Annotated in this window: 23 protein-coding genes and 1 pseudogene; 11 read left to right on the forward strand and 13 right to left on the reverse strand. The window is 74.6% G+C overall.

The genetic code is table 11. From position 1 onward, the window contains the following. Positions 1-39: 39 nt before the first annotated feature. A complete protein-coding gene (locus OHA72_RS31070) occupies positions 40-408 on the reverse strand; it encodes a BlaI/MecI/CopY family transcriptional regulator (protein WP_327011332.1) in 369 nt (122 codons plus the stop codon). A gap of 83 nt (positions 409-491) precedes the next feature. On the opposite strand from OHA72_RS31070, the gene OHA72_RS31075 reads away from it, so the two are divergent. From OHA72_RS31075 to OHA72_RS31100, 6 genes are all read left to right on the forward strand, one after another. Beyond that, on the forward strand, positions 492-1,865 hold the full coding sequence (locus OHA72_RS31075) for a cytochrome ubiquinol oxidase subunit I (RefSeq protein WP_327011333.1): 1,374 nt from the start codon (positions 492-494) through the stop codon (positions 1,863-1,865). Between the two features lie 10 nt (positions 1,866-1,875). Next, positions 1,876-2,853, forward strand: a complete 978-nt coding sequence (gene cydB, locus OHA72_RS31080) for a cytochrome d ubiquinol oxidase subunit II (RefSeq protein ID WP_327011334.1) — start codon at positions 1,876-1,878, stop codon at positions 2,851-2,853. Next, positions 2,850-5,663 carry a thiol reductant ABC exporter subunit CydD gene (gene cydD / locus OHA72_RS31085; protein WP_327011335.1) on the forward strand — a complete coding sequence of 938 codons (2,814 nt, stop codon included), beginning with the start codon at positions 2,850-2,852 and terminating at the stop codon, positions 5,661-5,663. The genes cydB and cydD overlap by 4 nt, the downstream gene beginning before the upstream one ends. 91 nt (positions 5,664-5,754) lie before the next feature. Beyond that, on the forward strand, positions 5,755-6,381 hold the full coding sequence (locus OHA72_RS31090; protein ID WP_327011336.1) for an ATP-binding cassette domain-containing protein: 627 nt from the start codon (positions 5,755-5,757) through the stop codon (positions 6,379-6,381). Between the two features lie 114 nt (positions 6,382-6,495). Continuing rightward, on the forward strand, positions 6,496-7,632 hold the full coding sequence (locus OHA72_RS31095; protein ID WP_327011337.1) for a glycoside hydrolase family 12 protein: 1,137 nt from the start codon (positions 6,496-6,498) through the stop codon (positions 7,630-7,632). 108 nt (positions 7,633-7,740) lie between these two features. Further along, positions 7,741-8,253 carry a hypothetical protein gene (locus OHA72_RS31100; RefSeq protein ID WP_327011338.1) on the forward strand — a complete coding sequence of 171 codons (513 nt, stop codon included), beginning with the start codon at positions 7,741-7,743 and terminating at the stop codon, positions 8,251-8,253. On the opposite strand, the gene OHA72_RS31105 is transcribed toward OHA72_RS31100, so the two are convergent. After that, positions 8,228-8,941 carry a DUF4386 domain-containing protein gene (locus OHA72_RS31105; RefSeq protein ID WP_327011339.1) on the reverse strand — a complete coding sequence of 238 codons (714 nt, stop codon included), beginning with the start codon at positions 8,939-8,941 and terminating at the stop codon, positions 8,228-8,230. The two genes, OHA72_RS31100 and OHA72_RS31105, sit on opposite strands and share 26 nt — an antisense overlap. A gap of 86 nt (positions 8,942-9,027) precedes the next feature. On the opposite strand from OHA72_RS31105, the gene OHA72_RS31110 reads away from it, so the two are divergent. Further along, a complete protein-coding gene (locus tag OHA72_RS31110) occupies positions 9,028-9,708 on the forward strand; it encodes a TetR/AcrR family transcriptional regulator C-terminal domain-containing protein (RefSeq protein WP_327011340.1) in 681 nt (226 codons plus the stop codon). Positions 9,709-9,714: 6 nt separating this feature from the next. On the opposite strand, the gene OHA72_RS31115 is transcribed toward OHA72_RS31110, so the two are convergent. Continuing rightward, positions 9,715-12,279 carry a DUF4132 domain-containing protein gene (locus tag OHA72_RS31115; RefSeq protein WP_327011341.1) on the reverse strand — a complete coding sequence of 855 codons (2,565 nt, stop codon included), beginning with the start codon at positions 12,277-12,279 and terminating at the stop codon, positions 9,715-9,717. A 70-nt stretch (positions 12,280-12,349) separates the two neighbouring features. Here OHA72_RS31115 and OHA72_RS31120 point away from each other — a divergent pair, with 70 nt between their 5' ends. Then, positions 12,350-13,414: an aldo/keto reductase gene (locus tag OHA72_RS31120; RefSeq protein WP_327011342.1), complete on the forward strand. Its 1,065-nt coding sequence runs from the start codon at positions 12,350-12,352 to the stop codon at positions 13,412-13,414. Here OHA72_RS31120 and OHA72_RS31125 read toward each other — a convergent pair. Genes OHA72_RS31125 through OHA72_RS31135 form a run of 3 tightly spaced genes read right to left on the reverse strand, consistent with a single transcriptional unit; the run spans position 13,404 to position 14,666 of the window. Continuing rightward, positions 13,404-13,742, reverse strand: coding sequence for a nuclear transport factor 2 family protein (locus tag OHA72_RS31125; protein ID WP_327011343.1), 339 nt, complete (start codon positions 13,740-13,742; stop codon positions 13,404-13,406). The genes OHA72_RS31120 and OHA72_RS31125 overlap by 11 nt on opposite strands. Further along, complete coding sequence (locus OHA72_RS31130; RefSeq protein ID WP_327011344.1) at positions 13,739-14,320, reverse strand: TIGR03086 family metal-binding protein; 582 nt, start codon at positions 14,318-14,320, stop codon at positions 13,739-13,741. Before OHA72_RS31130 ends, OHA72_RS31125 begins: the two co-directional genes overlap by 4 nt. Continuing rightward, positions 14,310-14,666 (reverse strand): cupin domain-containing protein, encoded by a 357-nt coding sequence (locus OHA72_RS31135; protein WP_327011345.1) that lies wholly within the window; start codon positions 14,664-14,666, stop codon positions 14,310-14,312. Before OHA72_RS31135 ends, OHA72_RS31130 begins: the two co-directional genes overlap by 11 nt. Before the next feature lie 171 nt (positions 14,667-14,837). Here OHA72_RS31135 and OHA72_RS64935 point away from each other — a divergent pair. Together OHA72_RS64935 and OHA72_RS31145 are read left to right on the forward strand one after the other, a co-directional pair. Further along, a pseudogene (locus tag OHA72_RS64935) lies at positions 14,838-15,506 on the forward strand (AfsR/SARP family transcriptional regulator); the annotation flags it as partial. Positions 15,507-15,720: 214 nt separating this feature from the next. Further along, positions 15,721-18,048, forward strand: a complete 2,328-nt coding sequence (locus OHA72_RS31145) for an ATP-binding protein (protein WP_327011347.1) — start codon at positions 15,721-15,723, stop codon at positions 18,046-18,048. Here OHA72_RS31145 and OHA72_RS31150 read toward each other — a convergent pair. The 7 genes from OHA72_RS31150 to OHA72_RS31180 all read right to left on the reverse strand — a co-directional run bounded on the left by OHA72_RS31150 (position 18,029) and on the right by OHA72_RS31180 (position 25,347). Then, a complete protein-coding gene (locus tag OHA72_RS31150; RefSeq protein WP_327011348.1) occupies positions 18,029-18,442 on the reverse strand; it encodes a RidA family protein in 414 nt (137 codons plus the stop codon). The two genes, OHA72_RS31145 and OHA72_RS31150, sit on opposite strands and share 20 nt — an antisense overlap. Beyond that, positions 18,439-19,023 (reverse strand): helix-turn-helix domain-containing protein, encoded by a 585-nt coding sequence (locus OHA72_RS31155; protein ID WP_327011349.1) that lies wholly within the window; start codon positions 19,021-19,023, stop codon positions 18,439-18,441. The genes OHA72_RS31150 and OHA72_RS31155 overlap by 4 nt, the downstream gene beginning before the upstream one ends. A gap of 8 nt (positions 19,024-19,031) precedes the next feature. Then, a complete protein-coding gene (locus OHA72_RS31160; protein ID WP_327011350.1) occupies positions 19,032-20,258 on the reverse strand; it encodes a hypothetical protein in 1,227 nt (408 codons plus the stop codon). Beyond that, positions 20,255-20,761, reverse strand: a complete 507-nt coding sequence (locus OHA72_RS31165; RefSeq protein WP_327011351.1) for a SigE family RNA polymerase sigma factor — start codon at positions 20,759-20,761, stop codon at positions 20,255-20,257. Before OHA72_RS31165 ends, OHA72_RS31160 begins: the two co-directional genes overlap by 4 nt. Positions 20,762-20,911: 150 nt before the next feature. Beyond that, entirely contained in the window at positions 20,912-23,146 is a 2,235-nt protein-coding gene (locus OHA72_RS31170) for a DUF6351 family protein (RefSeq protein ID WP_327011352.1), read from the reverse strand. 102 nt (positions 23,147-23,248) lie between these two features. Next, the gene (locus OHA72_RS31175) at positions 23,249-23,668 is read right to left on the reverse strand and encodes a hypothetical protein (RefSeq protein WP_327011353.1); all 420 of its coding nucleotides are present in this window, start codon (positions 23,666-23,668) and stop codon (positions 23,249-23,251) included. Between the two features lie 71 nt (positions 23,669-23,739). Beyond that, positions 23,740-25,347 carry a CocE/NonD family hydrolase gene (locus OHA72_RS31180; RefSeq protein WP_327011354.1) on the reverse strand — a complete coding sequence of 536 codons (1,608 nt, stop codon included), beginning with the start codon at positions 25,345-25,347 and terminating at the stop codon, positions 23,740-23,742. 164 nt (positions 25,348-25,511) lie between these two features. Between OHA72_RS31180 and OHA72_RS31185 the strand changes: the two genes are divergently transcribed. After that, the gene (locus OHA72_RS31185) at positions 25,512-26,078 is read left to right on the forward strand and encodes a TetR/AcrR family transcriptional regulator (RefSeq protein ID WP_327011355.1); all 567 of its coding nucleotides are present in this window, start codon (positions 25,512-25,514) and stop codon (positions 26,076-26,078) included. The last annotated feature ends 2 nt before the right edge of the window (positions 26,079-26,080 follow it).

A 26,080-nucleotide genomic window follows, 5' to 3' on the forward strand; every position in this document is an offset into this window, starting at 1 on the left:
GCGACAACGTCAGGCCGAGCGCCCCCAGCAGGAGCGCGGTCACCGGCCCTCGGCGGCCTTGAGCGCCGCTGCCAGGGCGGCGGCGCCGGCGGGACCGACCCGCCCGACGAAGTGGGCGAGGGCGGCGTCGCGTGCCGCGCCGTCGGGGGCGGCGCTGAGCGCGTCGAGCATGAGCGCCGCGGTCATCTCCTCGCGGGTCTGTGCGGCCGCGTACCGGTAGGCGCGGTCGGCCTTCTGCTGCGTGACCACGCCCTTCTTGGCGAGGCGGTCCAGCACCGTCATCACGGTCGTGTACGCCAGCCCCCGGTCCGGGTCGAGCCGCTCGTGCACCTGCCGGACGGTCAACGGCTCGCCGGCGTCCCACAGCCGTGCCATGACCTCACGCTCCAGCTCGCCCAACCCGCTCATGTCTCCAACTGTAACGCGGATTACGGTGCGCGTCGTACTACGAGACGTAGTATCTACTACGAACTGTCGTAGATGGGGGTGCCATGGACGTGCTCGACCTGACCCGGCTGCAGTTCGCCGTCGTCACGATCTACCACTACCTGTTCGTCCCGCTGTCGATCAGCCTGTCGGCCACCACGGCCGGGCTGCAGATCGCGTGGATGCGCACCGGCCAGGACCGGTACCGCCAGCTGACCCTGCTCGTCGGCAAGCTGCTCATCGTCACCTTCGCCGTCGGCGTCGTCACCGGCCTGGTGCAGGAGTTCCAGTTCGGGCTCGCCTGGAGCGAGTTCGCCCGCTTCTACGGCGACGTCTTCGGCCCCACCCTCGCCATCGAGGGCATGCTGGCGTTCTTCCTCGAGGCCACGTTCCTCGCGCTGTGGTACTTCGGCTGGGACCGGCTGTCCCGCGGGGTCCACCTGGCCACGATCGTCGTCGTCGCCGTCGGCACCCTGCTCTCGGCGTTCATCATCCTGGCCGGGAACTCGTTCATGCAGCACCCGGTCGCCTTCGAGCTCGACCCGGCCACCGGCCGCGCCCACCTGACCAGCTTCCGCGAGCTGCTGCTCAACGAGGTCAACCTCGCCGCGTTCCCGCACACCACCGCCGGCGCCGTCATGGTCGGCGGCGCGCTGCTGCTGGCCATCGGCGCCTGGCGCGCCGCGGCCGGCACCCCTGACCGGCAGGCGTTCATCACGCTCGCCCGGCTCGGCGCCTGGATGACCGCCGCGGGCGGCGCGCTCACCGCCGTCACCGGCGACCACCTCGGCAAGGTCATCACCCAGGTGCAGCCGATGAAGATGGCCGCGGCCGAGGCGCTGTACGCCACCACGACCGGCGCGCCGTTCTCCCTCTTCGCGGTCGGCCCGGACTTCAGCATCGAGGTGCCGCGGCTGCTGTCGATCCTCGCCTACGGCAGCCCCGACGCCACCGTCGCCGGCATCGACGACCTCCAGGCGCAGTACTCCGCCGCATACGGCCCGGGCAGCTACATCCCGATGGTCCCGGTCGCGTTCTGGTCCTTCCGCCTGATGATCGGCGCCGGCATGCTCGCGATGCTGTTCGCCGTGCTGTACCTCTGGCGCACCCGTCGCGGCCGGCAGCCCGCCGCCTGGCTGGTCCGCGGGGCGTTGCTGCTGCCGCTGCTGCCCTCCGCGGCCAACAGCCTCGGCTGGATCTTCACCGAGACCGCCCGGCAGCCGTGGATCGCGTTCGGCCTGTCGAAGGTCGCCGACGGCATCTCCCCGGGCCTCACCAGCGGCGAGGTCCTCGCGTCCCTGCTCGGCTTCGCCGCCGTCTACGGCGTCCTCGCGGTCGTGTGGCTGCGCCTGGTGCGCCACCTCGCCCGCAAGCCGCTCAGCCCGCCTGCCTCCGACGAGCGCGCCGCGGCCGAGCCCGAGCCGGCCCTGAGCTACTGAGGAGACTCTGATGGATCTCGTCGTCATCTGGTACGCCCTGGTCGTGCTCTGCTGGGTTCTGTTCTTCGTGCTCGAGGGCTTCGACTTCGGGATCGGACTGCTCTCCCCGCTGCTCGGCCGCGACGAGCACGAGCGCGCCGCCGCCGTGCGCACCATCGGCCCGTTCTGGGACGGCAACGAGGTGTGGCTGGTCGCCGCGATCGGTGTCACGTTCGCCGCGTTCCCTTCGTGGTACGCCGCCCTGCTGTCCGGCCTGTACCTGCCGATGGTGCTGATCCTGCTGCTGCTCGCCGGCCGCGGCGTCGCGCTGGAGTTCCGGGGCAAGCACGACGACCCGCGCTGGCGCCGCCGCTGCGACCTCGTCCTGGCCGCCTGCTCCGCCGGGGTCGTGCTGCTGTGGGGCGCCGTGCTGACCGTCTTCGTCCGCGGCCTCGCCCTGGACTCCGGCGGTTCCGTCGTGGGCGGCGGGCTCGGCCGCACCGTCACGCCGGTCCTCACCCCTGCCGCCGTGCTCGGCGCTCTCGTCGCGCTGACCGCAGCGGTGCTGCTCGGCGCGACCTTCCTGGCGCTGCGCACCACCGGCCCGGTGCGCCGCAGGGCCGGGCGGCTGGCCCGGTGGGTCGCCCTTGTGGGGGCCGTGGCGGCGCTCGCCGCCGGTGTGCAGTTCGCGGTGGCGCTGGCCGTCGCGCCGCTCCTGGCCGGCGTCGCCCTGCTCGCCCGGCGGCGGGAGGGCATCGCGTTCGGGCTCACCGCGCTCGCCGTGGCAGCGGCCGTCGTCGCCGTGTTCACCGCCAACGGCGACGTCGTCCTGCCGAGCACCCTGTCCGGCGCCTGGTCGCTGACGATGCACGACGCCGCGGCGACCGGCTCCGCGCTGCGGCTGATCAGCATCGCCGGCGTCGTCGTGCTGCCCGGTGTCCTGGTGTACCAGATGTGGTCCTACCGCGTGTTCCGGCAGCGCGTCGCCAGCGAACGGATCGCCACGTGAACCGCCGCGCCCGGGGCCCGGTCGACCCGCGGCTGCTGCGGCACGCCCGGACGAGCCGGGCCGGTATCGCGGCCCTCGCGGTCATCGGCGCCGCCCAGGCCGCCGCCACGGTCGTGCTCGCCGTGGTGCTGACCGGGCTGGTCGCCCGTGATGCCGGCCTATGGGCATTCGCCGCGCTCGCCGGGGTGTACGCCGCCCGCGCCGCACTGATCTGGGCGGAGCAGGTCGTCGGCCGACGCACCGCCGCCCGCGTCACCGACGAGCTGCGCCGCTCGGTGCTGTCCGCCGCGCTGCGCCGCGGACCGGCGTGGGTCGCCGGGTACGGCACCGGCCGCCTCGTCGCCGTCCTCAGCGGCGGCCTCGACGCGCTGCGGCCGTGGTTCAGCGGCTACCTGCCCGCCCTCGTCCTCGGCGCCGCCCTGCCACCCCTCGTCGTGGCCACGATGCTGGTCGTCGACCCCGCCTCCGCCGTCATCGTGCTGGTCACCCTGCCGCTGGTGCCGCTTCTCGGCGCGCTCATCGGCTGGGCAACCGCCCGGCGCGCCCAGGACCGCTGGCAGGCCAGTGCCCGCCTCGCCGGGCACTTCCTCGACGCGGTGCGCGGCATCGCGACCCTGCGCCTGTTCGGCCGCGCCGACCGGCAGATCGACACTGTCCGCCGGATGACCGACGGCCACCGCGCCGCGACCGTGCGCGTGCTGCGGGTCGCGTTTCTCTCCTCGACCGCCCTGGACCTGATCGGCACCCTGTCGGTCGGCCTGGTCGCCGTCGAGGCGGGCCTGCGCGTCGCGGCGGGCCGGCTCGACCTCGCCCCGGCGCTGCTGGTCATCCTGCTGGCCCCGGAGGCGTACCGGCCGCTGCGCGAGGTCGCCGCCCGCTTCCACGCCAGCGCCGACGCGGCCGCCGTCATCGCCGACGTCGACGAAATCCTGACTCCGGCCCCGTCCCCGTCGGTCGCCGCGTCGGTTGCTACAGCGTCGGTGGCCGCGGCGCCGGGGGTGGCCGCGGTCGGCGTGCGGGTGCGGCATCCCGGTGTGGGGGTCGACGCGCTGCGGTTGCCGGCGCTCACGGTCCACAGTGGAGAGCTCGTCGCGCTGCGCGGGCCGTCCGGTGCGGGGAAGACCACCGCGCTGCGGGTCCTCGCCGGGTTGCAGCCGGTGCTCGACGGCAGCGTCTTCGTCGGCGGGGGGCGGCCGCTGTACCTGCCGCAGGACCCGAGCCTGCCGCACGCACGCAGCGTCGCCTCGGCGGTCGCGCTGGACGGGGAGTCGCGACCCGACGACGGCGTGGTGCTCGCCGCGCTGCGCACGGTCGGCCTCGACGCCGAGATCCTCGCGATGCCGGGCGGGCTCGACACGCCGCTCGGCGAACGCGGCCAGGGCCTGTCCGCCGGCCAGCGGCAGCGGCTCGCCCTGGCCCGGCTGCTGCGCCAGGCCGGCGCAGGCCCGGCCGTCGTCCTGCTGGACGAACCCACCGCCCACCTCGATGCCACCGCCGAACGCCTGGTCATCGCGGAGCTGCGGACCCTGGCCGCGCGGGGGTGCGCGGTCCTCGTCGTAGCGCACCGGCCGGCGGTCCTCGCCGCAGCCGACCGGAGCGTGCTCATCACGCCGCCCGCCGCTGCGCCGCCCGCCGTTGCGGTGCCCGCCGTTGCGCCGCCCGCCGCTGCGGTGCCTGCCTCCGCGCCCGTCGCCGCCGACCGGAGCGTGCCGGTCGCACCGCCCGCCGTTGCGCCGCCCGCCTCCGCGCCCGCGGTCGGCGTCGGGGTGTCCGCGGCTGCGTCAGATGGCGGCGCCGGACGGGCGGGCGCGGCGGCGTGGCAGGAAGGGCAGGGGCGCCGGTGGTGGCGGCGGCCGGTGACGGCGGCCGGGCTCGGTGCGGCCTCGTGGCTGGCCGGCATCACCCTCACCGGGGCCGCGGCGTGGCTGCTCGTCCGCGCCGCCGGGCTGCCGCCGGTGCTCACCCTGTCCGCGGCCGTCGTCCTGGTGCGGGGCAGCGCCGTGGCCCGTCCGCTGCTGCGGTACCTCGAACGGCTCGTCTCGCACGAGCTCGCGTTCGCCCGGCTCGGCGCGTGGCGGGCCGAGGTGTACGCCGACCTGGTGCCCCGGGTCCCCGGCCCGGCCCTGCACCGCCGCGGCGACCTGCTCACCAGGGTCGTCGACGACGTCGACGCGAGAGTGGACGGGGTGCTGCGGGGACAACTGCCCGCGTACGCCGCCTGGGCCGCCATCACGGTCGCCGTCGCCGCCGCGGCGGTCGTGCGCCCCGCGGCCGCCGTCGCGCTCGCCGCCGGTCTCGCCGTCGCGGCTGTGCTCGCCCCGTGGCTGGCCGCCCGGCACGCGGGCCGGGTCGACGCCGCCACCGGCCGGGCCCGCGCCGAACTGCGCGACGCCGTCGTGGAAACCGTCGAGGGCATCGAGGACCTCGCGGCACGCGACGCTGCCACCGCGCTCGCCGTCCCCGACCGGCGCAGCCGCGCACTGTCGCGGCTGGAGGCCCGCGCGGCGGCCACGTCCGGCGCGGCGTCCGCCCTGGCGCACCTGGGCTGTGGCATCGCGGTCGTCGGCACGGCCCTCGCCGCGACCGCCGGCGGGCTCCCCGCCGAGGTCGCCGCGATCCTCCTGCTGGGCGCCGTCGTCCTCGCCGAGCCGGTGCTGACCCTGCCCGAGGCCGCGATCGCCCGCCGCGCCGCGGCCGGCGCCCGGCAACGCCTCGCCGCCCTCGCCACCCACCCCGCCCCGCCGGGCCGTCCGCCGCGGTGCCGCCCCGTCCGGCGAACCCGTCCACTGTGGACGCGGACCGCGCGGTGAGCGTCGAGGGCTCACGGCGGGCTGGGATCCGGGGCGGCCACCCGCGCTGCGCGGGCTCGACCTGGAACTGCCGGCGGGGCGGCGGGTCGCGGTGCTCGGGGCGTCCGGCAGCGGCAAGTCGACCCTCGCCGCGGTGCTGGTGCGGATGCTCGACCCGCGCGGCGGGCGCGTCCGGATCGGCGGCACCGACGTGCGCGACCTGCCCGACGCCGCGATCCGCCGCACGGTCAGCCTCGTCGGTGACGCCGCGGACCACGTGTTCGCGACCACCGTGCGGGAGAACCTGCGCCTGGCCCGGCCGGCGGCGACCGACGACGACCTGCGCGAGGCCCTCGCCGGCGCGCACCTGGGGCCGTGGCTGGACGGGTTGCCGGCGGGGCTGGACACGTGGCTCGGCGAGGGCGGCACCACCATCTCCGGCGGGCAGCGGCGGCGCCTCGCGATGGCCCGTGCGTTGCTCGCGGACCCAGCGCTGCTGGTGCTCGACGAGCCGACCGAAGGCCTCGACGAGCAGGAGGCGGCGGCGCTCATGACCGACCTGCTCGCCGCGGCGATGGGCCGCGCGGTGCTGCTGCTCACCCACCGCCGCGACGGGCTCGACCACGTCGACACCGTGTACCACCTCGTGGACGGCGACCTCACCGAGGCGAATGACAGCGGCGGTGGCAGCGGTCGCAACTTTCACGCCCGTCAAGGCGTCGGGGCCCGCAACGGTTGACCGCGGCGACCGCCGGAGCTAGCTTCCCCTGTCGAAGCGCATCGACATAGGTCACTTGACTTGCCAATTGCGGTGAGGCGCGACGGTGGCCGGCTGAGGGAAGGTCGTTCCGCCATGCGAAGGCGCACCGCTGTTGCTCTGTCCGTCACGACGATCGGCGCGGCCGCGATCGGCGTCATGGTGACGGCGCCGTCCGCGTCGGCCGCCACCGGTTGCCGCGTCGCCTACTCCGTCGCCAGCCAGTGGCCGGGCGGCTTCGGGGCGAACGTCACCGTCACCAACCTCGGCGACCCCGTCAGCGCCTGGACCCTGGTGTGGTCCTACGCGGCGGGGCAGCAGGTGACCCAGGCGTGGAACGCCACGGTCACCCAGAGCGGCTCGCAGGTCACCGCCAGGAACGCCGGTTACAACGGATCCCTGGCCACCAACGCGAGCACCTCGTTCGGCTTCAACGGATCCTGGAGCGGCAGCAACCCCGTACCCGGGAGCTTCAGCCTCAACGGCACGGCCTGCACCGGCGGCGTGTCCGGCACGACGAGCCCGACCCCGAGCCCGACGAGGTCGTCGGCGTCACCGACCCCGTCGACGCCGTCCGGCGGCGTGCCCGCCGACGCCGCGTGGGTCGCCACCGGCGCGTGGGACACCTGGACGAACAACGGGTACACCGTCATCAACGACGTCTGGGGCTCCGGCGCCGGACCGCAGACGATCTGGGCGCGCACCGGCACCAACTGGGGCGTGGTCGCCGAGCACCCGCGCACCAGCGGCGTGAAGTCCTACCCGCACACCGGCAAGACCCTCAACCGCAGCCTCAGCTCGCTGAGCTCGGTGCGCAGCACGTTCAACGTCAGCGTGCCCGGCGACGGCGACTACGCGACCGCGTACGACATCTGGGCCAACAACAACGCCTACGAGGTCATGATCTGGGCGAACCAGCACGGCGCGGTCGGGCCGATCGCGGAGTCCTACGACGCCAACGGCGCGGTCCCCAACGCCCGCAACGTCGCGGTCGGCGGTCACACCTGGAACGTGTACCGCGGCTCGAACGGTGCCAACGCCGTCTTCTCCTTCGTGCGGACCAGCACGACCGGGTCCGGCAGCGTCGACGTCCTGGCGGTCATGAACTGGCTGCGCACGCAGGGCTGGTGGGGCGACGTGACGGTGGGGCAGGTCCAGTTCGGCTTCGAGCTGACCGGCACCGCGGGCCGCTCCTCCTTCACCTGCAACAGTTTCTCGCTCGACTACAGCTGAGGGCCGCGCCGGGCGGTTCAGCAGCCGCAGGATCCACTCCGTATCCGCCATTGAGCCCCGTCCCGCTACGCTGGCCACGCGCCAGCGCGGCGGGCCGGGGGAGACGGGATGGACCTGCACGACATCGAGCGGGAGGTCGCCGCCCTCGACGCCGCCTACCGCCCGGTCGCCACCGCACCGGTCGACCTGTCCGATCCTGCCGCGTTCACGGGCATGGCGGCCCGGGTCGAGGCAGAGCTGGCGGCGCTCGGCGTGCGGGAGCGGGCCGAGGCGGCGGTGCGGGCGCTCGTCGAGGCCTACGCGGCCGGCGACGGGGCGACGCGGGCGCGGATCCGGGGGCTGTTCGACCGGCACGGGCACTTCCGGTGGGGTGCCCACCTGCCGCGGGACTGGGGCACCGCCGCGGAGCTGCGCGCCCGCCTGGTGCACCTGTCGGCCCGCGACCAGGGCGGCGACGCCCGCGACGAGATCCTCGAACTGCAGGACCTGTGCGAGCGCGCCGCGCGGGCCGGCGTCGACGCCGGTCCCGTCCTCGACGAGGTCGCCGCGATGTCCAGCGACCTGGACCGTTACGGGATGGGCTCGACGCGCGAGATCATCCTGCGGCACGGGCGGCGCTGACCGCGGGCGCCACGGTCGGGGCCGCGTCGAGGGCCTGCCGGCGGACGCCGATGATCAGCAGGTAGCCGACCATCCACAGCTCGCCGATCGCGGCCGGGAACGTGAACGCGTCGGCCAGTCCGGCCGCGGCGGGGGCCAGGTGGTCGACGAACGAGCCGATCACGTAGCCGGCGCCCCCGGCGATGATGACCCAGCCGAGGACCCGGGGCATCCAGCCGGAGCGCAGCACGCACCACCCCATGGGCAGCAGCCACAGGCCGAAGAAGATGCCGCCGACGCTCCACAGTGCACCGCTGACCAGGTACAGCAGCTGGGCGCCGGCCGCCGCGTCGCCGAACGGCTCGGCGGCGAGGTCGACCGCGGTGCCCAGCAGCGCCGCGCTGACGAGGATCACGACCGCGTTGACGAGACCGAACGCGGCGATGGTGCCCGCGGCGAACTGGTCGACGGTGCGGAACAGCCGGTAGAACCACACGGCCGCGAGGGCCTGGGTGAGGACGGTGAGCAGCTCCAGTCCGACGCCGGCGCGGGCGAGCGACTCGTGCTCGACGAGGTTGGCCAGGGTCGCGCCGGGGTCGCCGTCCGCGAAGAGCTGGGACCGCACGACGAGGAACCCGAGGCCGCCGGCGATGGCGAGGCCGAGATAGAGCAGACCGGTGATGCGGGCGGTGCGGACCAGCGGATGCATGGTGCTCCTTGGCAGGCGGGACCAACCTTACCTCGTAAGGTAACCATACGTTGTAAGGTGGCGACAAGAGGCGAAGGGGGAAACGGTTGGCAACGAAGGCGTCCCGGCAGCCGTTGAGCCGCGAGCGCGTGCTGACGGCGGCGGTGGCACTGGCCGACGAGCACGGGATCCAGGCGCTGACGATGCGGCGGCTCGCCGTCGACCTCGGCGTCGAGGCGATGTCGCTCTACTACCACCTGCCCGACAAGGAGACCCTGCTCGACGGCGTCGCGGAGACGGTGATCGCCGAGATCGTCGCCGAGGCGGCCGGGAAGGACGGCGCCGGGGACTGGCGGGCGGTGCTGCGGGGGCAGTTCCTCACGGCCAGGCGCGTCATGCTGCGCCACGCATGGGCGCCGGGGCTGCTGGGCACCCGCCGGACCATCCCGGCGACGCTGTTCGCGTACTACGACGGCATCCTCGGCACCCTCGTCGGCGCCGGCTTCTCCTACCACCTCGCGCACCGCGCCCTGCACGCCTTCGGCAGCATGCCGCTCGGCTTCGCGCAGGAGGTGTTCAGCCCGGCGCCGGCCGGCGGCAGCATGGACGTCGAGGCCACCGAGGAGGAACTCGCCGGGATGGCCGAGGCCATGCCGCACCTGACCGCCATGATGGCCGCCGAGATCCACGCCGCGACCGACCCGACCCTCGGCTGGTGCGACAGTCAGGTCGAGTTCGAGTTCACCCTCGACCTGCTGCTCGACGGCCTCGAACGCCTCCGCGCCTGACCGGCGTCACAGCTGGTGCAGCTCGCGCAGCAGCTCCGACATCGCCACCTCGTCGACGGCGCCCAGCTCGGCCTCGTCCGCGGCGCTGCGCCGGTACCCGATGCGGCCCCGCGACACGACCAGCGCGCTCAGTGTCTGCTCGGGGTCGTCGCCGGGGCGGCCGATCGTGAAGCCCGGCGCCAGCCGGATGTAGGCCCGCAGCCCGCCCGGCAGCGGCCGTTCGATCCAGGGCTGGTGGCCGTTGTCCTGCGGCGTGGCGCGGCTCCAGCCGGAGCGTTCGAGGCCGAGCACCCGCCCGGACGGCACGACCCGGCCCTCGAACGTGGTGAGCTGCGTCGCCTTCGCCTCCTGCGCGGTGAGCTCGTAGGTCTCGCGGCCCAGCTGCGGAAACGGCTGCAGCAGCTCGTAGTCGGAGAAGACCTCGGCCCACCCGGGCACCGAGCCGCCGAGCCGCAGCGGATGGGCGACCCCCACCAGCGCGCCGCCGGGAAGCGTGAGTGCGTCGTCGTCGACGCCTGCGTACGAGCCGTCCTCCGCCACCCGGAACGAGCCGTCCACAGTGGACCCGTCGGCCTCCGCCCGGAACGACCAGACCAGCCGCCGGGCGAGGTGCCGTAGCAGGGGATGACCGACGATGAAGGTGGCGAACTCGGGTGCCGTCCAGTGCCGCCCGGTCACCATCGCCCGCTCGAACCGGCGGATCTGGTCGCCCGCCAGGGTCCGGACGTCCTTCTTCAGCGCGCCGAAGCGCTGGTATGCGGCCGGGCCCAGCGTGGCGTCGTCGCGCGCGCCCGGCTTCGGCAGCGACTTGAGCCGCTTGCCGTCCTCGTCGGCGACGGTCGGGCGCAGCTGGTCGTCGAAGCCGACGACGAACCGGCGCGGCCCGTAGTCCAGGACCAGGACGCCGTCGGCCCGCAGACCGAGGTCCGGCACGAGCCGGTCGGAGAGCTGCTCGCCGGTGAGGCCGAGCCGCCCGGCGACCGTGTGCAGCATGCCGCGCGCGGTCGAGCTGAGCCCGGCGAACTTGACCTTCTCCGCGACGTCGTTGAGGTGGATGAGCGCCACGTCGGTGCCCAGCCCGGTCAGCACCGACAGCCCGGCGACCGAGCGGTGGTGCCCGCCCGTGCCGGGCCACACCTTGATGAGCGGGGTCAGGCGCCGGACCACGTCGTCGTCGCCGATCCAGGCCAGCCCGAGCATCGCCCACGTGCCGGACGTCGGCAGCCCGATCGCCTGCCACCGCTGGAACAGCGCCCAGCCGAAGGCGGCCAGGGACGCGCGGTCGCAGGCCGCGACGACCTCGGCGAGCCCGTCCGGCGCCATCCCCGCGCGGGACCGGGTGAGCAGGGCGACGAGCCGCCGGGCCGCGTCGACCGGCAGGGCCCGGCCGTCACGCAGCCGGACCCGCGGCAGGACCGCGGCGTTTGCCCAGCCGGTCAGCTCGGGCGGCGGGCCGCCCGCCCGCAGCGGCGCCGGGACCTCACCGGGATCGCACGCGTCCACCACCACGGGCGCCGGGACCCTCGCCGGGTCCAGGTGCGGCCGGGCCAGTTCGAGGGCCTCGGGGTATCCGGCGGCGTACGCCTCGAACAGGTCGCCGGTCAGCAGCCGGATCGCCCGGACCGGGAACCGCTGGGCGGCGTCGAGCAGGGCGAGGTACGCCTGCGGCTGCGGGACGTGCGCGATCAGCGCCCGGAACGCGTCGTCGTCGGGCAGGACGGCCAGGGCGGCCGCGACCCGTTCGCGTTCGTCCGTCCGGTACTCCGGCAGCGACCCCAGCAGCTCGCCGAGGACGGGGGCGAGCGCGGCGCCCACCCCGTCCATGACCGTCGCGAGGGCTCCGTCGGACGCCGACAGCTGGGACCGCCACTGCGACGGCGTGAACCGGGCCAGCTGCTCCGCGTCGCCGATCGAGAACATGACCAGCGTGGCCGGGATGTCCTCGTCGACCCAGTCCTTGCGCTCCGGCAGCAGGAACGACGCCGCCGCCCGCGAATGGGGGCCACGCGCCGCGCGTACCATGGCCAATGCCTCGCACACCGCCGCGTGGTCCTCGTCGGGCACCGCGACCAGGTGGGCACGGACCCGGCCGAGGACCGGCATCCAGTCCAGGTTGGCCGGCTCGCCGGGCAGGCGGCGGGCGATCTGCTCGTGTGGCCGCTGCCAGTTCGCGCCGGACTCACCGACCCGCAGGTCGACCAGCTCGGCCGCGGCGACGGCGGCGAACACCGGCCCGTGGGCCGCGATCCAGGCGTCCGCGATCACCGTCGCGTCGACGCGGGTGCCGGCGATCCTGCGCAGGAGCTTCGCGGTGACCGCCGCGATCCCCAGCGGGGACGCCGCCGCGGTGCCGCCGGTCACGTACTCCTGCGCGGCCGCGCGCAGGTCGGGATCGGTCTCGGCGCGGGCGAGGGACTCGGTGAGGTCGCCGACCTTCGAGCCGACGAGGCGCTCGAACTTCTTCACCGCGTCCTTCGCCTTGGCGGGCGGTGGGACGGCGGCGCCGCCGCGGCGCGGATACAGCGAGGCCAGCCATGACGCCGGCATCTCCAGCAGATCCTCGTTTCGCACCGGCGAACTCCTCCTCGAACCGACCCTCGATCCCGACCACCCTAGTGCCGCGGGTGGGTATCGTGTCCGGGTGGAATATCGCGCGCTCGGCCGGTCCGGTCTGATGGTCTCCGTCCTCACGATGGGCACGATGACGTTCGGCGGGAAGGGCGGGTTCGCCGCCGTCGGCGCCACCGACGTGCCCGAGGCGCGCCGGCAGGTCGACCGGTGCCTCGACGCCGGGGTCAACCTCATCGACACCGCCGACGTCTACTCCGGCGGCGAGTCGGAGCGCATCGTCGGCGAGGTGCTCAGCGGTCTCAAAGGCCGCCGCGACGACGTGCTGGTCGCGACGAAGGTCCGCATGCCGATGGGCCCGGGCCCCAACGACGCCGGGCTGTCCCGGCAGCACGTCATCGCCGGGTGCGAGGCGAGCCTGCGCCGGCTCGGCACGGACCACATCGACCTGTATCAGCTGCACGAATGGGACGGCGTCACACCCCTGCAGGAGACGTTCGAGGCGCTCGACCTGCTCGTGCGCTCGGGCAAGGTCCGCTACGTCGGGCTGTCCAACTACGCCGGGTGGCAGCTGATGAAGGCGGTCGGCACCGCCGTGCTGCACGGCCTGCCGCGCCCGGTCAGCCAGCAGATCTACTACTCGCTGCAGGCCCGCGACGCGGAGTATGAGCTGATCCCCGCGGCCGTCGACCAGCATCTCGGCGTCCTGGTGTGGAGCCCCCTCGCGGGTGGGCTCCTGTCGGGCAAATACCGGCGCGACCAGCAGCCGCCGGCCGGTTCGCGGCACCTCTCCGACTGGGATGAGCCGCCGGTGTACGACCAGGAGAAGCTCTACGACACCGTCGAGCTGCTCGTCGAGATCGGCGCGGGCCACGGGGTGTCGGCCGCGCAGGTCGCCCTGGCCTACATCCTCGGCCGCCCGGCGGTGACGTCGGTGGTCATCGGCGCCCGCACCGGCGAGCAGCTCGCCGACAACCTCGCCGCCGCGGACCTGGTCCTCGGCGACGAGGAGCGGCGCAGGCTCGACGACGTCAGCGCCGTCGACCTGCTGTACCCGTACTGGCACCAGGCGAAGACCGCCCGGGACCGGCTGTCCCCCGCGGACCTGACGCTGCTCGGCCCGCACATCAACCCTTGACGTAGGCGCGTTTCTCGGCGACCAGGCCGTCGCGGACGGTGAAGACGTCGACGCCGCGCACGTGGCCGCCGGTGTACCGGTAGTGCCACAGCACCACGACCCGGTCGCCTACCTCGAACGCCTCCTCCGCGGTGAACCGGGCGTCGGGGGAGGCCGCGAACAGCCGCTCCCACGCCTCCCGGACGGCGGCGGCCCCGACGTGCCGCTGCCCGGAGGGCGGGGCGGTGTCCTCGAAGACGCAGTCGGCCGTCATGGCCCGCATGATCGCCTCGACGTCCTTGGCGTCGAACGCCGCGTTGAACCGCTCGACGGCGGCCAGCGCGTTCACGGCTGCCGCCCGAACATCGCGAGGAGTTCACGCAGCGGACCGGCGCCGTCGGGGACGGTGCCCCGCGGGCCGATCATGCCCGCCTGCCGGTAGGCGTCCTCCGTGCCCTCGAACCAGGCCCGGACCGCCCCGACCGCCGCGGGGTCGAGGTCCGGGTCGGCGCCGAGCGCGCGGCCGAGGTCCCAGGCGTGCACCAGGTGGTCGGCGGCGAGCTGCATCGCGTACTCGGTCCCGGGCACGTCACCGAACGACAGGTGCACGGTGCGCTCCATCGCCCCGCTCCCGGCGACGGCCGCCGCGGCATCCCGCGCCGCGACGGTGAACGCCGCGAGGGGGTCGGGGCCGAGCAGGTCCCCGGCGAAGCTGTCGCCGACGTCGTCGACGGTGCGGCCGGCGTACAGCGGCGGCGTCCACAGGTCCTCCTCCACGATGTGGTGCACGAGGGCCCGCACGTCCCAGCCCGCGCAGGGCGTCGGGGCGTCCCAGCGGCCGCCGATCAGCCGGACCCGGCCGGCGAACGCGTCGGCGGCGGTGCGGTACAGGTCGGTGACGTCCATGGTGTGCGGCTCACTTCGCATAGTTGGACGCACCCCACCAGTCCACGACCACGACCGGGTCGTCGCCGACCACCCACGCGTCGTGTCCGGACGGCAGCGCGGTCACCTGGCCCGGGGTGGCGTCGAACTCACGCCCGTCGCTGGTGCGCACCCGCAGCGTCCCGGCCACGTGGTACTGGAAGTGCGGGGCCTCGCACCAGTCAGTGCCGGCGAGGGGCCGCACGTCCGTCGACCAGCGCCAGCCCGGTTGTAAGGTGAGGCGACCGATCTCGGTGCCGCCGATGCGGACCAGGTCGGCGCGGCCGTTGGGGAACTCGCGCGTCTCGGCGGGTGCGGCGAAGTCCTGCTGTTCGTAAGCGTCGCTCATCGTGTCCTCCAAATCTCGGTGTCGTTGCCGACGGTAGGGACACGACCTGGCAGAAAACTGGCGGTCTTCCGGCGGTGCTCCGGCGGTGCTCCGGCGGTCGTCCGGTGGTCCTCCGGCGGTCGTCCGGCGGTCTTCGGGTGGTCTTCGGGTGGACGGAGGCGGTGGTCACCGATGGTGGACGTCCGGCTGCACCTGCTGGGCCGCTTCCGGGTGCTCCGCGACGGGCACGAGGTCCCGCCGGCCGCGTTCGCCGGCCGCAAGGTCCGCGTCCTGCTGCGGATCCTGGCGACCCGCCGCCCGGACCTGGTCACCAACGACGCCCTCGCCGCGGCGCTGTGGCCGGACCGCCTCCCGGCCGACCCCGCCGGCAACGTCAACGTCCTGGTCAACCGGGCCCGGCGGGCCCTCACGGATCCGGCGCTCGTGATCACCGGCCCCGGCGGGTACGCCCTGGGCCCGTGCCGCCTCGACATTGCCGAGTTCCTCGACGGGGCGGCGGCCGCCCACGGGCACGCGGCCGCAGGCGACCCGGCGGCGGCGCTGCGGTCCGCGGCGGACGCCCTGGCGCTGTGGGCGGAGCCGCTGCCCGAGGACGCCTACGCCGACTGGGCCGCAGGCGCCCGGGACCGGCTCACCCGGGCGTGGGTGGACCTCCTCGAGGTCGCCGCGGGTGCGGCGGCGGCGCTCGGTGACCACGTCGCCGCCACCGGGTACGCGGCCGAGGTCGTCGCCGCCGAGCCGCTGCGCGAGCCGGGCGTCCTGCTGCTCGCGCGGGCCCTCGCGGCACGCGGCGACCGCGCCGGCGCCCTCGCCCACCTGGACAGGTCGCGCCGCCTGCTCGCCGGCGAGCTCGGCGTCGACCCGTCCGCCGAGGCCACGGACCTGCAACTGCGACTGCTGCGCGGCGCCACCCCGCGACCGCCGCGACTGCGGCCGCCATCCCAACCACTGCCGTGGCGGGCTTCGGGGGTGGGCCGGTGGGTTCGGCGGGCGGCTCGGTGCGTTTCGCGGGTGGCGCGGCCGGCGGCGGGGCGGGGAGTCGCGGCTGCGGTTCGTGGGGCGGGACGACGCGGCCGGGCGGCTGCGGCAGGTGCTTGCCGAGGGCGGGGTGGCGGCCGTCGGGGGCGTCGCCGGCGTCGGCAAGTCACGGCTCGTCGCGGAGGTCCTGCGGGGCTGGGCGTCGCCGGTCATCGCCGCGCGGGCGTTCCTGCCCGAACGGGCCGAGGCGTGGGGACTGGCCCGCTCGCTGCTGCGCGAGGCCCTGGCCGTCGACACCCGGGTCGGCGCGTCGCTGCCACCGCGCGTCCGCGACGCGCTCGCCACGCTCCTGCCCGAACTCCTTGAACTGTCCACTTCGGACGCCGCGGGGTCCGTGCCCGGAGGGGAGAGCCTGCGGGCGTTGCTGCTCGCCGGCGGGCTGCGGATCCTGGAAACGGCAGCCGGTGACGGCGCCGTGCTCGTCGCCGACGACGTGCAGTGGGCCGACCCGTCCAGCCTGACCCTGCTCGGCTCGGCCCTGGCCCGGCTGCCCAGCCTCGCCGCGGTGCTGGTGTTCCGGTCCGAGGAGCTGCCGGCGTCGGTCCTGGCCGAGCTGCGCGACGTGCGTCCCGTCACCGACATTCCACTCGACCCGCTCACCCCGCAGGCCGTGGCGGGGCTGGTCGGTGACCGTACCCTCGCCGCCGCCGTCGTGGAAGGCACCGACCGGACGCCGTTCGCGGTCGCCGAGGTGCTCCGTGAGCTCGTCGCGCTCGACGCCGTCAGGGTCGACGTGTCGGGCTGGTGCCCCGCCGGCCCCGAGGCGGTCCGGCTCGCGGCGGAGGTCGGGCGGGCCGGGCAGCGCCGCTCGGTGCTGCGGCGCATCGAACGGCACGCCGCCGGCACCGACGTCCTGCCGCTGGTGGCGTTGCTGGCGCGGGAGGTGCCGGCCAGGACCGTCGCGGAGGCCGCCGGGCTGCCGCACCGGGCGGTCCTGGACACGCTGTCGGCCCTCGCGGAGGTCGGGCTGGTCCGCCTCGGCGAGGAGGGCTGGGCCGCCGCGCACGACCTGGTCGGCGAGACCGCCGTCGCCCACCTGTCCCCGGCGCGGCGGGGCCGCCTGCACGGCCTGCTCGCCAAGGCCCTGGAGGCCGAGGACGCGGACCCGTCCGAGGTCGCCCGGCACCACCGGGACTCGGGTGACTCGGCGACCGCCGCCGCCTGGTACGAGCGGGCGGCCCGGGCGGCGCTGCGCGGGCACGCCACCCACGAGGCGGTCGCGCTGTGCGGCGCCGGGCTCGCGCTGCACCCGCGCGGGCCGCTGCGGGGCGCGCTGCTGGAGCTGCGGGCGGACGCGGGCGCGGTGCACGGCGCGCACGCCGTGGCCGAGGCCGACCTGCGCGAGGCGCTGCTCGCCGACCCGGCGGGCCCGCGGGCGCGGCGCCTGTCGAGGCTGGCGATGCTGACGTTCGGCGCGCAGGACCCGCGCCGCGCCGCGGAGCTCGCCGAGCTGGCCCTCGTCGAGGCGACGGCGGCCGGTGACGACGCGATGCGCGCGTTCGCCCTGGACACCGCGGCGATCCTGGACATGAACCTCGGCGAGCCGGGCCGTGCGGCGGGGCGTGCCCAGGCGGCGCTGGAGCTGTACCAACGTCTCGGCGACGCGGGCGGGGTCGCGCGGATCCTCGACGGCCGGGCGATGGCCACGTTCCTCGACGGGCGGATCGACGCGGCGGTGGAGCTGTTCGACCGGGTCGCGCGGTCCTTCGGCGACGCGGGCGACCTGCTGCGGGTCGTGACGCCCCGCTCGACCCGGGGGCACGGGCTGGTCTTCCTCGGCCGGCCCGCCGAGGGGCTCGCCGACGCGTCCGAGGCGCTGCGGCTGGCCCGGGACCTCGACGCCGCGGAGGGCCAGGCATATGCGCTGTGGCACCGCAGCGAGGCGCTGACCGCGCTGGGCCGGCACCCGGAGGCGGAGCAGGACGCGGCGTCGGCGCTGCGCATCGCCCGGGACGCCGGTCACCGCGGCTGGACCGCGACCGCGCACCGCGCCCGCGGTATCTGCCTGCAGGCGCGGGGGCTGCTGGACGAGGCCGCGGCGGCGTTCCGGGACTCCGCTGCGGCGGCCGGGACGGACCTGACCCTGTTCGCGTCGTGGGCGTCGGCCCGCGGCGCGATGGTCGCCGTTGCCCTGGGCCGGTTCGCCGACGCGGAACGCCTGGCCGGTGAGGCCCTGGCGACGGGTCCGGCGCTCGGGCACTACGAGGCGCGGCTCGCCGCGGCGGAGCTGGCCGCGGCCCGCGGTGACGCCGGCGCGCAGCGCCTGGCCGATGAGGCCCTCGCCGCCGCGCGGGCCGGCGGGCACGCGGTGTCTGCGGCGCGGCTCACGGAACTGGCCCGGTGACGGCGACCGCGACCGCTTCGATCTCCAGCAGCCACGCCTCGTCGTAGATGCCGGTGATGACGATCGTCAGCGCGGGGCGGTGCCCGCCCAGGATCTCCTGCCGGACCGCGGCGTTGACCGAGCGGTGCTCGCGGCCGGACAGGTAGGTGGTGACCTTGACCAGGTGCTCGACGCCCATGCCGGCCTCGGCGAGCACGGCGAGGACGTTGCGCCAGACCAGCCGGCACTGCGCGGCGAAGTCCGCCGGGATCGCGCCGTCCTCGTCGGCCCACGGCACCTGGCCGCTCACGTACACGGTGCGCACGGCGCCGGTCACCTCGACGCCGTGCGTGTAGTTGCCCACCGGAGTGGGCAGGCCCGCCGGGTCGAGCGGCCGGACGGTCGGTGCGGTCATCCTCGTGCCTCCGGAAGGTCGTGGCGGCCGGCGACGTGCATGGCGGTGTAGTAGACACACCGCTTCGCGCCGGGGTTGGCGAAGGCGTGGGTGCGGTCGCCGGCGTAGTAGAGGGCGTCGCCCGCGGCGAGGAGGTGCTCCACGCCGTCGAGCGTGACCAGGAGCCGGCCGGACTCGACCGCGACGTATTCCCGGGAGCCGGGCGCGTGCGCGGCGAACGCGCCGATGACGACGCCGGCCGGGACGGCGGTGCGGATCAGCTCGAACTCGACGCCCGGCAGGTTCGGCGACAGGATCCGCCGCTCCCAGCCGGAGGGGTCGGTGAGCGTGGGCTGGCCGGATGCGCGCAGCAGGATCACCGGCTCGGGCTGGTCCTCGCCGAGCAGCCGCGACACGGTGACGTCGAGGGCCGTGGCGAGCCGGGCGAGGACCAGCACGCTGGGCACCTTCGCGCCGCGCTCGATGTCGGAGATCATGCTGCGGCTGACGCCACTGGCCGCGGCGAGGTCCTCGATGCTCAGCCCGCGCCGGGCACGCTGCAGCCGCAGCTGGGCGGTGAGGTTCGCCAGGACGGGCTCCACGCCCGCCACTATAGCGGAAAGTTTCCTCTGGAGCGGATGCGCCTGCGGACCCTCCAGACCGCGTAGGCGACCAGCAGGGCGACGACCCCCGCGCACACGGAGAAGCCGCTCCGGGCGGCGAACGGGTTGGCGCTGACGGCCGGCCCGCCCAAGGTGCCGCGTTCGATGAGGTCGAGGGGGATCTCCGGCCGGTCCGCGTCGGCCGGCAGCCGCATCACGGTCCGCTCGCCGGCGGCGCCGACCAGCAGGATCGTGTGGTCGCGCTCGACGAGCAGGTCGTCGCCGCGAAAACCGAGGACCCGGTCGGGGTGCGGGAAGCTGCGCAGCTCGGCGCCGGTCTCCGCGTCCACGACGACCAGCCGGCCGGGCGGCTTGGCACTGCAGACGTCCGGACCCTGGGACGCGTTGAAGCACACGCCCTTGGTGAGGGCGATCCGTCGGCCGTCGCCGCTCCACACCGGCGGGAACCACAGGTCCTGCGCCGACTCCACGGGCACCTTCAGGTCCTCGCCCCCGCCCAGGTGCACCACCCGCAGCCAGGTCCGCTGTTCGCTCGCGGACCCCTCGCCGAACGCGATCCGGTCCCCGGTGGGCGACAGCCGCGTCCCGTCGGTCGTCATGTCGACCCGCAGCAGTTGCCGGACGTCGCCGGTCGCCAGGTCGACGAGGTTGATGTCGCGTTCGGTGACCGACAGCACCTGGCGGCCGTCGCGGCTCCAGTCGACCGGCGTGCCGCCCGGCGGCCGGTGTTCCTTGCCGGTGCGCAGGTCGAGCACGCCCTCGTAGCCGACCAGGAGCCGCCCGCCGTCGGGGGAGAGCCGGCCGATGTTGTGGCCGAGCACCTGCGCCTTGATCCGGTAGCTGCCGTCGCGGCCGACGACGACGGTGGTCGCCTCGAGGTAGACGGTCTCGTCGGTGGTGTACATGACCGTGGCGGGTCCCGGCGGCGACTGGCCGATGGTGGCCTGCCACAGCCACGGCCGTCCCACCCGGGACGGCAGGGCCCCCTCGCCGTCGGCGGGTCCGGCGACCTGTCCCGGTCGCGGGCCGGCGGTCCACCACAACGGCACGGCCAGGGCGACGGCGAGCACGACGGCGCTCACCGCGGCCCTGCGGCGCCGGCGGCGGCGCCGGCCGAGCGACCACGCCGCATCGGGGAACCGGGGCGGCGGCATCTCGTCGGCGAGTGCGGCGAGCGTGTCGCGGACCGGGCTCCCGGGTGTCGTTATGCTCATCTGCCCTCCCGGGCCGCGGCGAGCTCCGGCGCCACGGTCCGCAGCCGTTCCAGTGCCTCCCGGGCGTGGCTCTTGACGGTGCCGACCGACAGGTTGAGGATCTCCGCGGTCCGTGCCTCGGTGTGGTCCTCGAAGTACCGCAGCACCAGCACGGCCCGTTGCCGCGGGCTGAGGCGCGCCAGGGCCTGCCGGACGGCGAGGGACACCACGACCTGCCCGCTGGGGTCCGGGGTGATCCGGTCGGGCGGCTCGGCGTACGGCTCGTCGTGGATCTTGCGCCGCCGCCACGCCGAGACGTGCGACGTGTAGAGCACCCGCCGCACGTACGGCTCCGGGTCGCCGCTGCGCACGATGCGGTCCCACCGGTCGGCGACCCGGATGAGCGTCGTCTGCACCAGGTCCTCGGCCAGGTGGACGTCACCCGTCAGCAGGTACGCGACCCGCGACAACGCCGCGAGCCTGTCCGCGACGTACTGGCGGAACGACTCCTCAGTCTGCTGCACCCGCACCTCCCGACCGGGTACACGCTCGCACGCCGGTGTTTGGAGGGGGCGCCCCCGCCATTGTTCCGGCGGGGGCGCCCGGTGCGGTCAGGCGAGCCGGACGCGGCGCCGCAGCGTCGCCGTCTGCGTCTGGTCCTGCTGGCCGTGACGTCAGTGCCGGTAGTCGCAGACGCCGGTCGGGAAGATCGCCTTGAGCCGGGCCCGTTCCGCGGCGCCCGGCCGCCAGGTGCCGTACACGCCACGGGCCACGGCGGCCTCGACGCTCTGCCGGTCGCAGGCGAAGACGCCGCCCTCGATCGGCCCGCCGGCGACCGTGCGGGACGTGCCGTACAACGGGAACCGGGCCGTGCAGGCACCGGCGGGCCGGCCGTCCAGGATGCCGTCCCAGACGCGCGGGCCGGCGGCGAGCTCCTTGCCGGCCGTGTCGAAGCACCGGTCGACCGCCTTGGCCGGGCGGTTCCAGGCGACGCCGAGCCAGGGGCGCTGCCGGATGTTGCCGAGCCACTGGTCCATCACGGCCAGGGCCTCCGGCGTCTGGTCGAAGGCGACCGCCGGCCGCGCGTCGGTGAACCAGATGACCTGGTTGCCGGCGGTGCCACGGTCCCGCATCCGCTGCCGGGCGGCGAAGGACTGGTGGCTGTTGTGCATGTTGAGCTGGTCCTCCAGGTAGTGCCGCCAGTCGATGACCGGGATGTCGATGCGGCCGGTGAAGACCAGGCCGGACTCGTACGCGGCCCGGATCGCCTGCCGGTCGCCGGTCGAGCGCGGCGCCGGGGTGATGCCGCCGTCGGCGGACAGGCGCATGTTGCGGCTGCTCCACGGGTCGAACTGGGCCGGGTCCGCGCACGCCTGCGGCACGAACGGGCAGCCCTCCTGGACCATGTCGCCCGACGCCTTCCAGCTGCCGACCCGGGCGTTGAGGTCCAGGAACTCCGCCGGCGTCAGGAACCCGTCGCGCAGCGCGGCGAGCCCGTACTGCACGCCGACGTTGTCCCACGCGACGCGGGCGTAGCCGTCGGGCCCGATGCCGTAGATGTTGCGCAGGTCGTCCCAGTGCGTCCACGGTACGGTCAGCATCACGCCGGGCGGATCCATCTGCGCCCACAGCGGGTCCGGCTGCTGCCACTTCGGGTTCATCGACAGCGGGGTCAGCCCGCGCCATCCGGCGACGCACTCGTCGGAGCCCGGCTGCCCGCCGCGGTACGGGTTGGGCACGGTCGCGCTGGCGTTCATCCCGATCAGCCTGGTGCGCTGCTCCCAGTCGGCCCACTTCGGGTTCGCGGCGTCGGTGACGTCCATGTAGTGCTCGAGCAGCTCGCAGTCCCCGACGTGGATGACCTGCGTGACCATGTCCGGGTAGGAGTACTGCGGGATCGCGGCGTCGATCACCCGCGTGCCGTAGTTCTGCCCGTACACATACTGCTGGATCGCACCCCCGGACGCGCCGACGCCGACGGTGTACAGCGGGACACCGTGCCGCTCGATGAACCGTTCCTTGACCATCAGCGCCGTTTCGCCGCCGAGGACCAGGTTGTAGTGCGTGTTGGTGCGGGTGCCGCTGGAGTACAGCACGGCGTACCCGAGCGACAGACCCTCGTGGTAGAGATGACCACCGGCGAGCCGCCCCTGATCGTGCCCGATGGCGACCCCGCCGTCGAACCGGTAGATCACCCGCTGGTTCCACGCCGACTCGTCGGCGAGCATGCTGATCGCGTAGAGGAACCGGTTGATGGTGCCGCGTTCCCGGCGCACCACGTAGTCGACGGTCCTGCCGTCCAGCGTCGTCGTCGTGGTCAGGTCCGCGGGGCGGGATCCGTCGGCGGGCATCGGCTTGAAGGTGCCGGCCGTCGAGCGGTACAACAGGTCCACCACCGTCGGCGCGGCGCAGTCCCTGCTCCACCCCGCCAGCTCCGTGGTCCTGGCGCCGGCGGCGTCGACGCGGTACACCCGCATGCCCTGCCCGGCCTGGTTGTCGACGAGCGGCTGCCCGAGCCCCTCCGCCTCCGTGCGGCACACGAACGGATACTGCTGCGGCCCGGAGAAGACCGGCCCGCTGATCGGGTGGTTGCGCAGCTGCAGGCGGGCGTTCCCGGCCCGCAGCTCGTTCGCGCCTTGACGCAGCCCGGTGAGCAACGCGGTGCCGTCGGGCTTGAACGTGCCGGTGACGTCGGCACCGTTGAGGGTGACCCTGGCGGTGGCGGGCCGGACCCTGACGAGCGCGTCGCCGCCGGTGACCTGATCGGCCTGGCTGGACAACACCTCCAGCTTCACCTGATGACGGTCGGCGGTGTCCTCGGCGGCGCCGGCCGGCGGCGGGGCAACGAGCAGAACCGTGGCGACGACCGCGGCGGCGACCATCCCCACACGACGGGTGCGGGCCTTCATGACATCCTCCGTTGGATCGATGAAGCGCGCATTGATCCTTGACGATGCCATGATCACCGCCGGCTCAGCCATCCCCCGGCGGTCTCGACGTGCCTGCCGCCCCTAAAAATCGACGTCGATGGATACGGTGCCGGTGTCCACGCTGCAGACCTTCGGGGTGCCGCCGGCCATGGTGAAGTCGACGTTGAAGGGGTGCTGGGCGCCGCCGCCGTCGGTGAGGGTCAGGTTGGCGACGCCGGTGCCGCCGGAGGTGTGCTGCGACGAGACGAGCTTCGTCTTCCACGGCCGTGCATAGCCGCTGAAGGTCTCCTTGAGCTCGTCGGCGGTCGGCGGCTTCGCGGGCGGCTCGTACGCGCACCAGTGCGACGCGGCGGTCGTGTAGTCGGCGCGTTCCAGCTCGCCGAAGAGGCCCTCGACGGCGATCTTGATGCGTTTGCCGTCGCCGCTCTCGAACGGTTCGGAGAAACCGCAGGCGGCCAGCGCAAGGGTCAGCAGGACGGTGCAGGCGAGCTTGCGCATCATGTTCGACACGGTAGGTGCCGGCGGCCCCCAGGGAGGTCGGGCCGCCGACACCTGCCGTGCGTCCAATGTCACTACCGCAGGGGCACGTCCACGTAGGAACCGCCGGCGACGGTGACCGAGCCGCCGGGGGCGTTGGCGTCGTAGTACAGCGGGTCGACAGTGTCCACGACCAGGGTCAGCGAGTGCCCGGCGGGCACGTCGTAGGCCGTCGCCGACAGGGCGACGTCGACGCTGCGGTTGCCGCCCGCGGTGCCGAGCCAGGTGACGGGGGCGTGCGTGATGAGCTTGGCGTTGCCGAGGTTGTCGAGGTCGTAGAGGTACGCCACGACGGTGCCCTGGGCGGCGGTGCCCGTGAGGTTCAGGTGGACCTTGGGTACGCCGCGGATGCGCTGGACGGTCGACGGGCGGTCCGAGGCCCAGACCCCGGCCCGGAGCCGGTCGACGGCCGGCAGCCAGATCTGCGGCAGCACCCCGGTGAGCGCCGCGGCGCCGTTGGTGAGCAGCACGATCCCGCCGTCGGCGACCGTGTTCAGGTCGGTCGGCAGGCTCTTGCTCCAGCCGGTCCCCGGGTTTCCGCCGAGCAGCCCGGTGCCGTCCCACCAGCGGATCGAGCCCAGCCCGTACCGGCGGACACTCCCGTTGAGCGAGGACCATGCCGGGTAGCTCTCGGTGGCGGCGTTGTGCGGCTTCACGAGGACCGGGGGCTCACCGCCGATGCCGGTGTCGATCCCCGCCAGGTACTGGTCGAACCAGCGGTAGGCGCTGCTCCACACGTCGTTGGGCAGGCCGATGACGCCGGTGAGCTCGGCGATGGCGTGGTCGCCGGGCCGCAGCTCGAGGCGCTTCGGGCCGGCCAGCCTGCCGTAGAAGTCGACCAGTTGGTTGGGCGGGAAGATCGAGTCGCCCCACGAGTTGGCGATGAGCACCGCGGGGCGGTTGGCGTTGATCGCGTCGAGGTAGGTCGCCGCGGAGCGGACGCCGGCCCAGGCCATGATCTGCGCGACGTTGCGGTTGGCGTTGAAGTCGTCGAGCTTGCCGGTCAGGTCCGGGCCGGCGTTGCCGAGCAGGCCGGCGGCGAGCTGCAGCAGCCCGGCCGACTGCTGATGGCGGGTCTGGTCGCCGTACAGCGAGTACACCAGGTCGGTCCAGCCGCTCATCATGACGACCGCCCGGATGCGCGGGTCGAACGCCGAGCCGAGCAGGCTGATGCCGGCGCCGTAGGAGATGCCGGCCGCGCCGATGCGGGACGGGTCGGCGGCGGTGTTGGCGATCGTCCAGTCGATGACCTTCGACAGGTCGGCCATGTCCTTCGGCCCGGCGGTGTCGATCTCGCCGCCGGAGGACCACCAGCCGCGCGGGGTGTAGGACACGACGACGTAGCCGCGGCCGGCGAGGGTCCTGGCCTGGGCGATGTACTCGAGGTCGTTGAGCCCCCAGCTGGCGGGGAAGACGATCGCCGGGTACCGCCCGGCCGCGGACGGGGCGATCACGTTGGCCTTGAGGACGACGCCGCCGGAGCCCGTGACGTCCACGAACCGGAAGCCCGTCGTGGACACGGTGGCGGCCTGGGCGGCGGCCGGGACGCCGGCGGTGGCGGGGGTCGGGCTCGCCGTGGTGAGGACGGCGGCGGCGAGCACGGACAGCAGGCAGACGGGCAGAGATGTTCGGCGCTTCGCCATGCGCACTCCTTCGCGAGGCGGGGGGTGTGCCGGGGCCGTGGTGCGGGGCGGAGGCCTCGGTGGCGGGAGCGTAGAAGCGGGTACCGAGAATTTGAAGTTCATGACATTATCGTTACTAGCCGGTAACATATCTCGCCGCGATGCTGCTTGGAGGGGTGGGTCAGGTGCTGTACGGAGCCCAGACGCCGCGTCGGCGGGACGCGCTGCGCAACCGCTCGGCCATCGTCGAGGCCGCCACCGAGATGATGCTGACCCGGCACGCCACCGTGCTGATGCCGGAGATCGCCCGGCGGGCCGGCGTCGGCCAGGCCACCCTCTACCGCCATTTCCCGGACCGCCAGGCGCTGACCGCCGCCGTCGTCGCGCACGAGCTGGCCCGGCTCGAGGCGTACGTCGCCGCCAACGCCGACCGCCCGGCCGCCTTCCGCGACCTGCTCGCCGAGCTGCTGCGCACCCAGATCGCGATGCGGCCCCTCGTCCTGCACGTGCGCCGGCTGGATCGGCAGACCCGCGACCGGTACCAGCACCGCATGATCACCACGCTCACCGGGCCGCTGCGCCGCGCCCAGCAGGAGGGTTACGTCCGCGCCGACCTCGCCCCGGCCGACCTGGCCCTGCTGTGCACGATGATCGAGGGCGTGGTGGAGGCCGCCGACGCCGACGCCGCGACCCGCTCCATCGACCTGATGCTCGAAGGCGTGTGCCGCAGCGTCGGCGACGCCGGCGGCTGACG

The sequence above is a fragment of the Dactylosporangium sp. NBC_01737 genome, assembly GCF_035963215.1.
Classification (GTDB): Bacteria; Actinomycetota; Actinomycetes; order Mycobacteriales; family Micromonosporaceae; genus Dactylosporangium.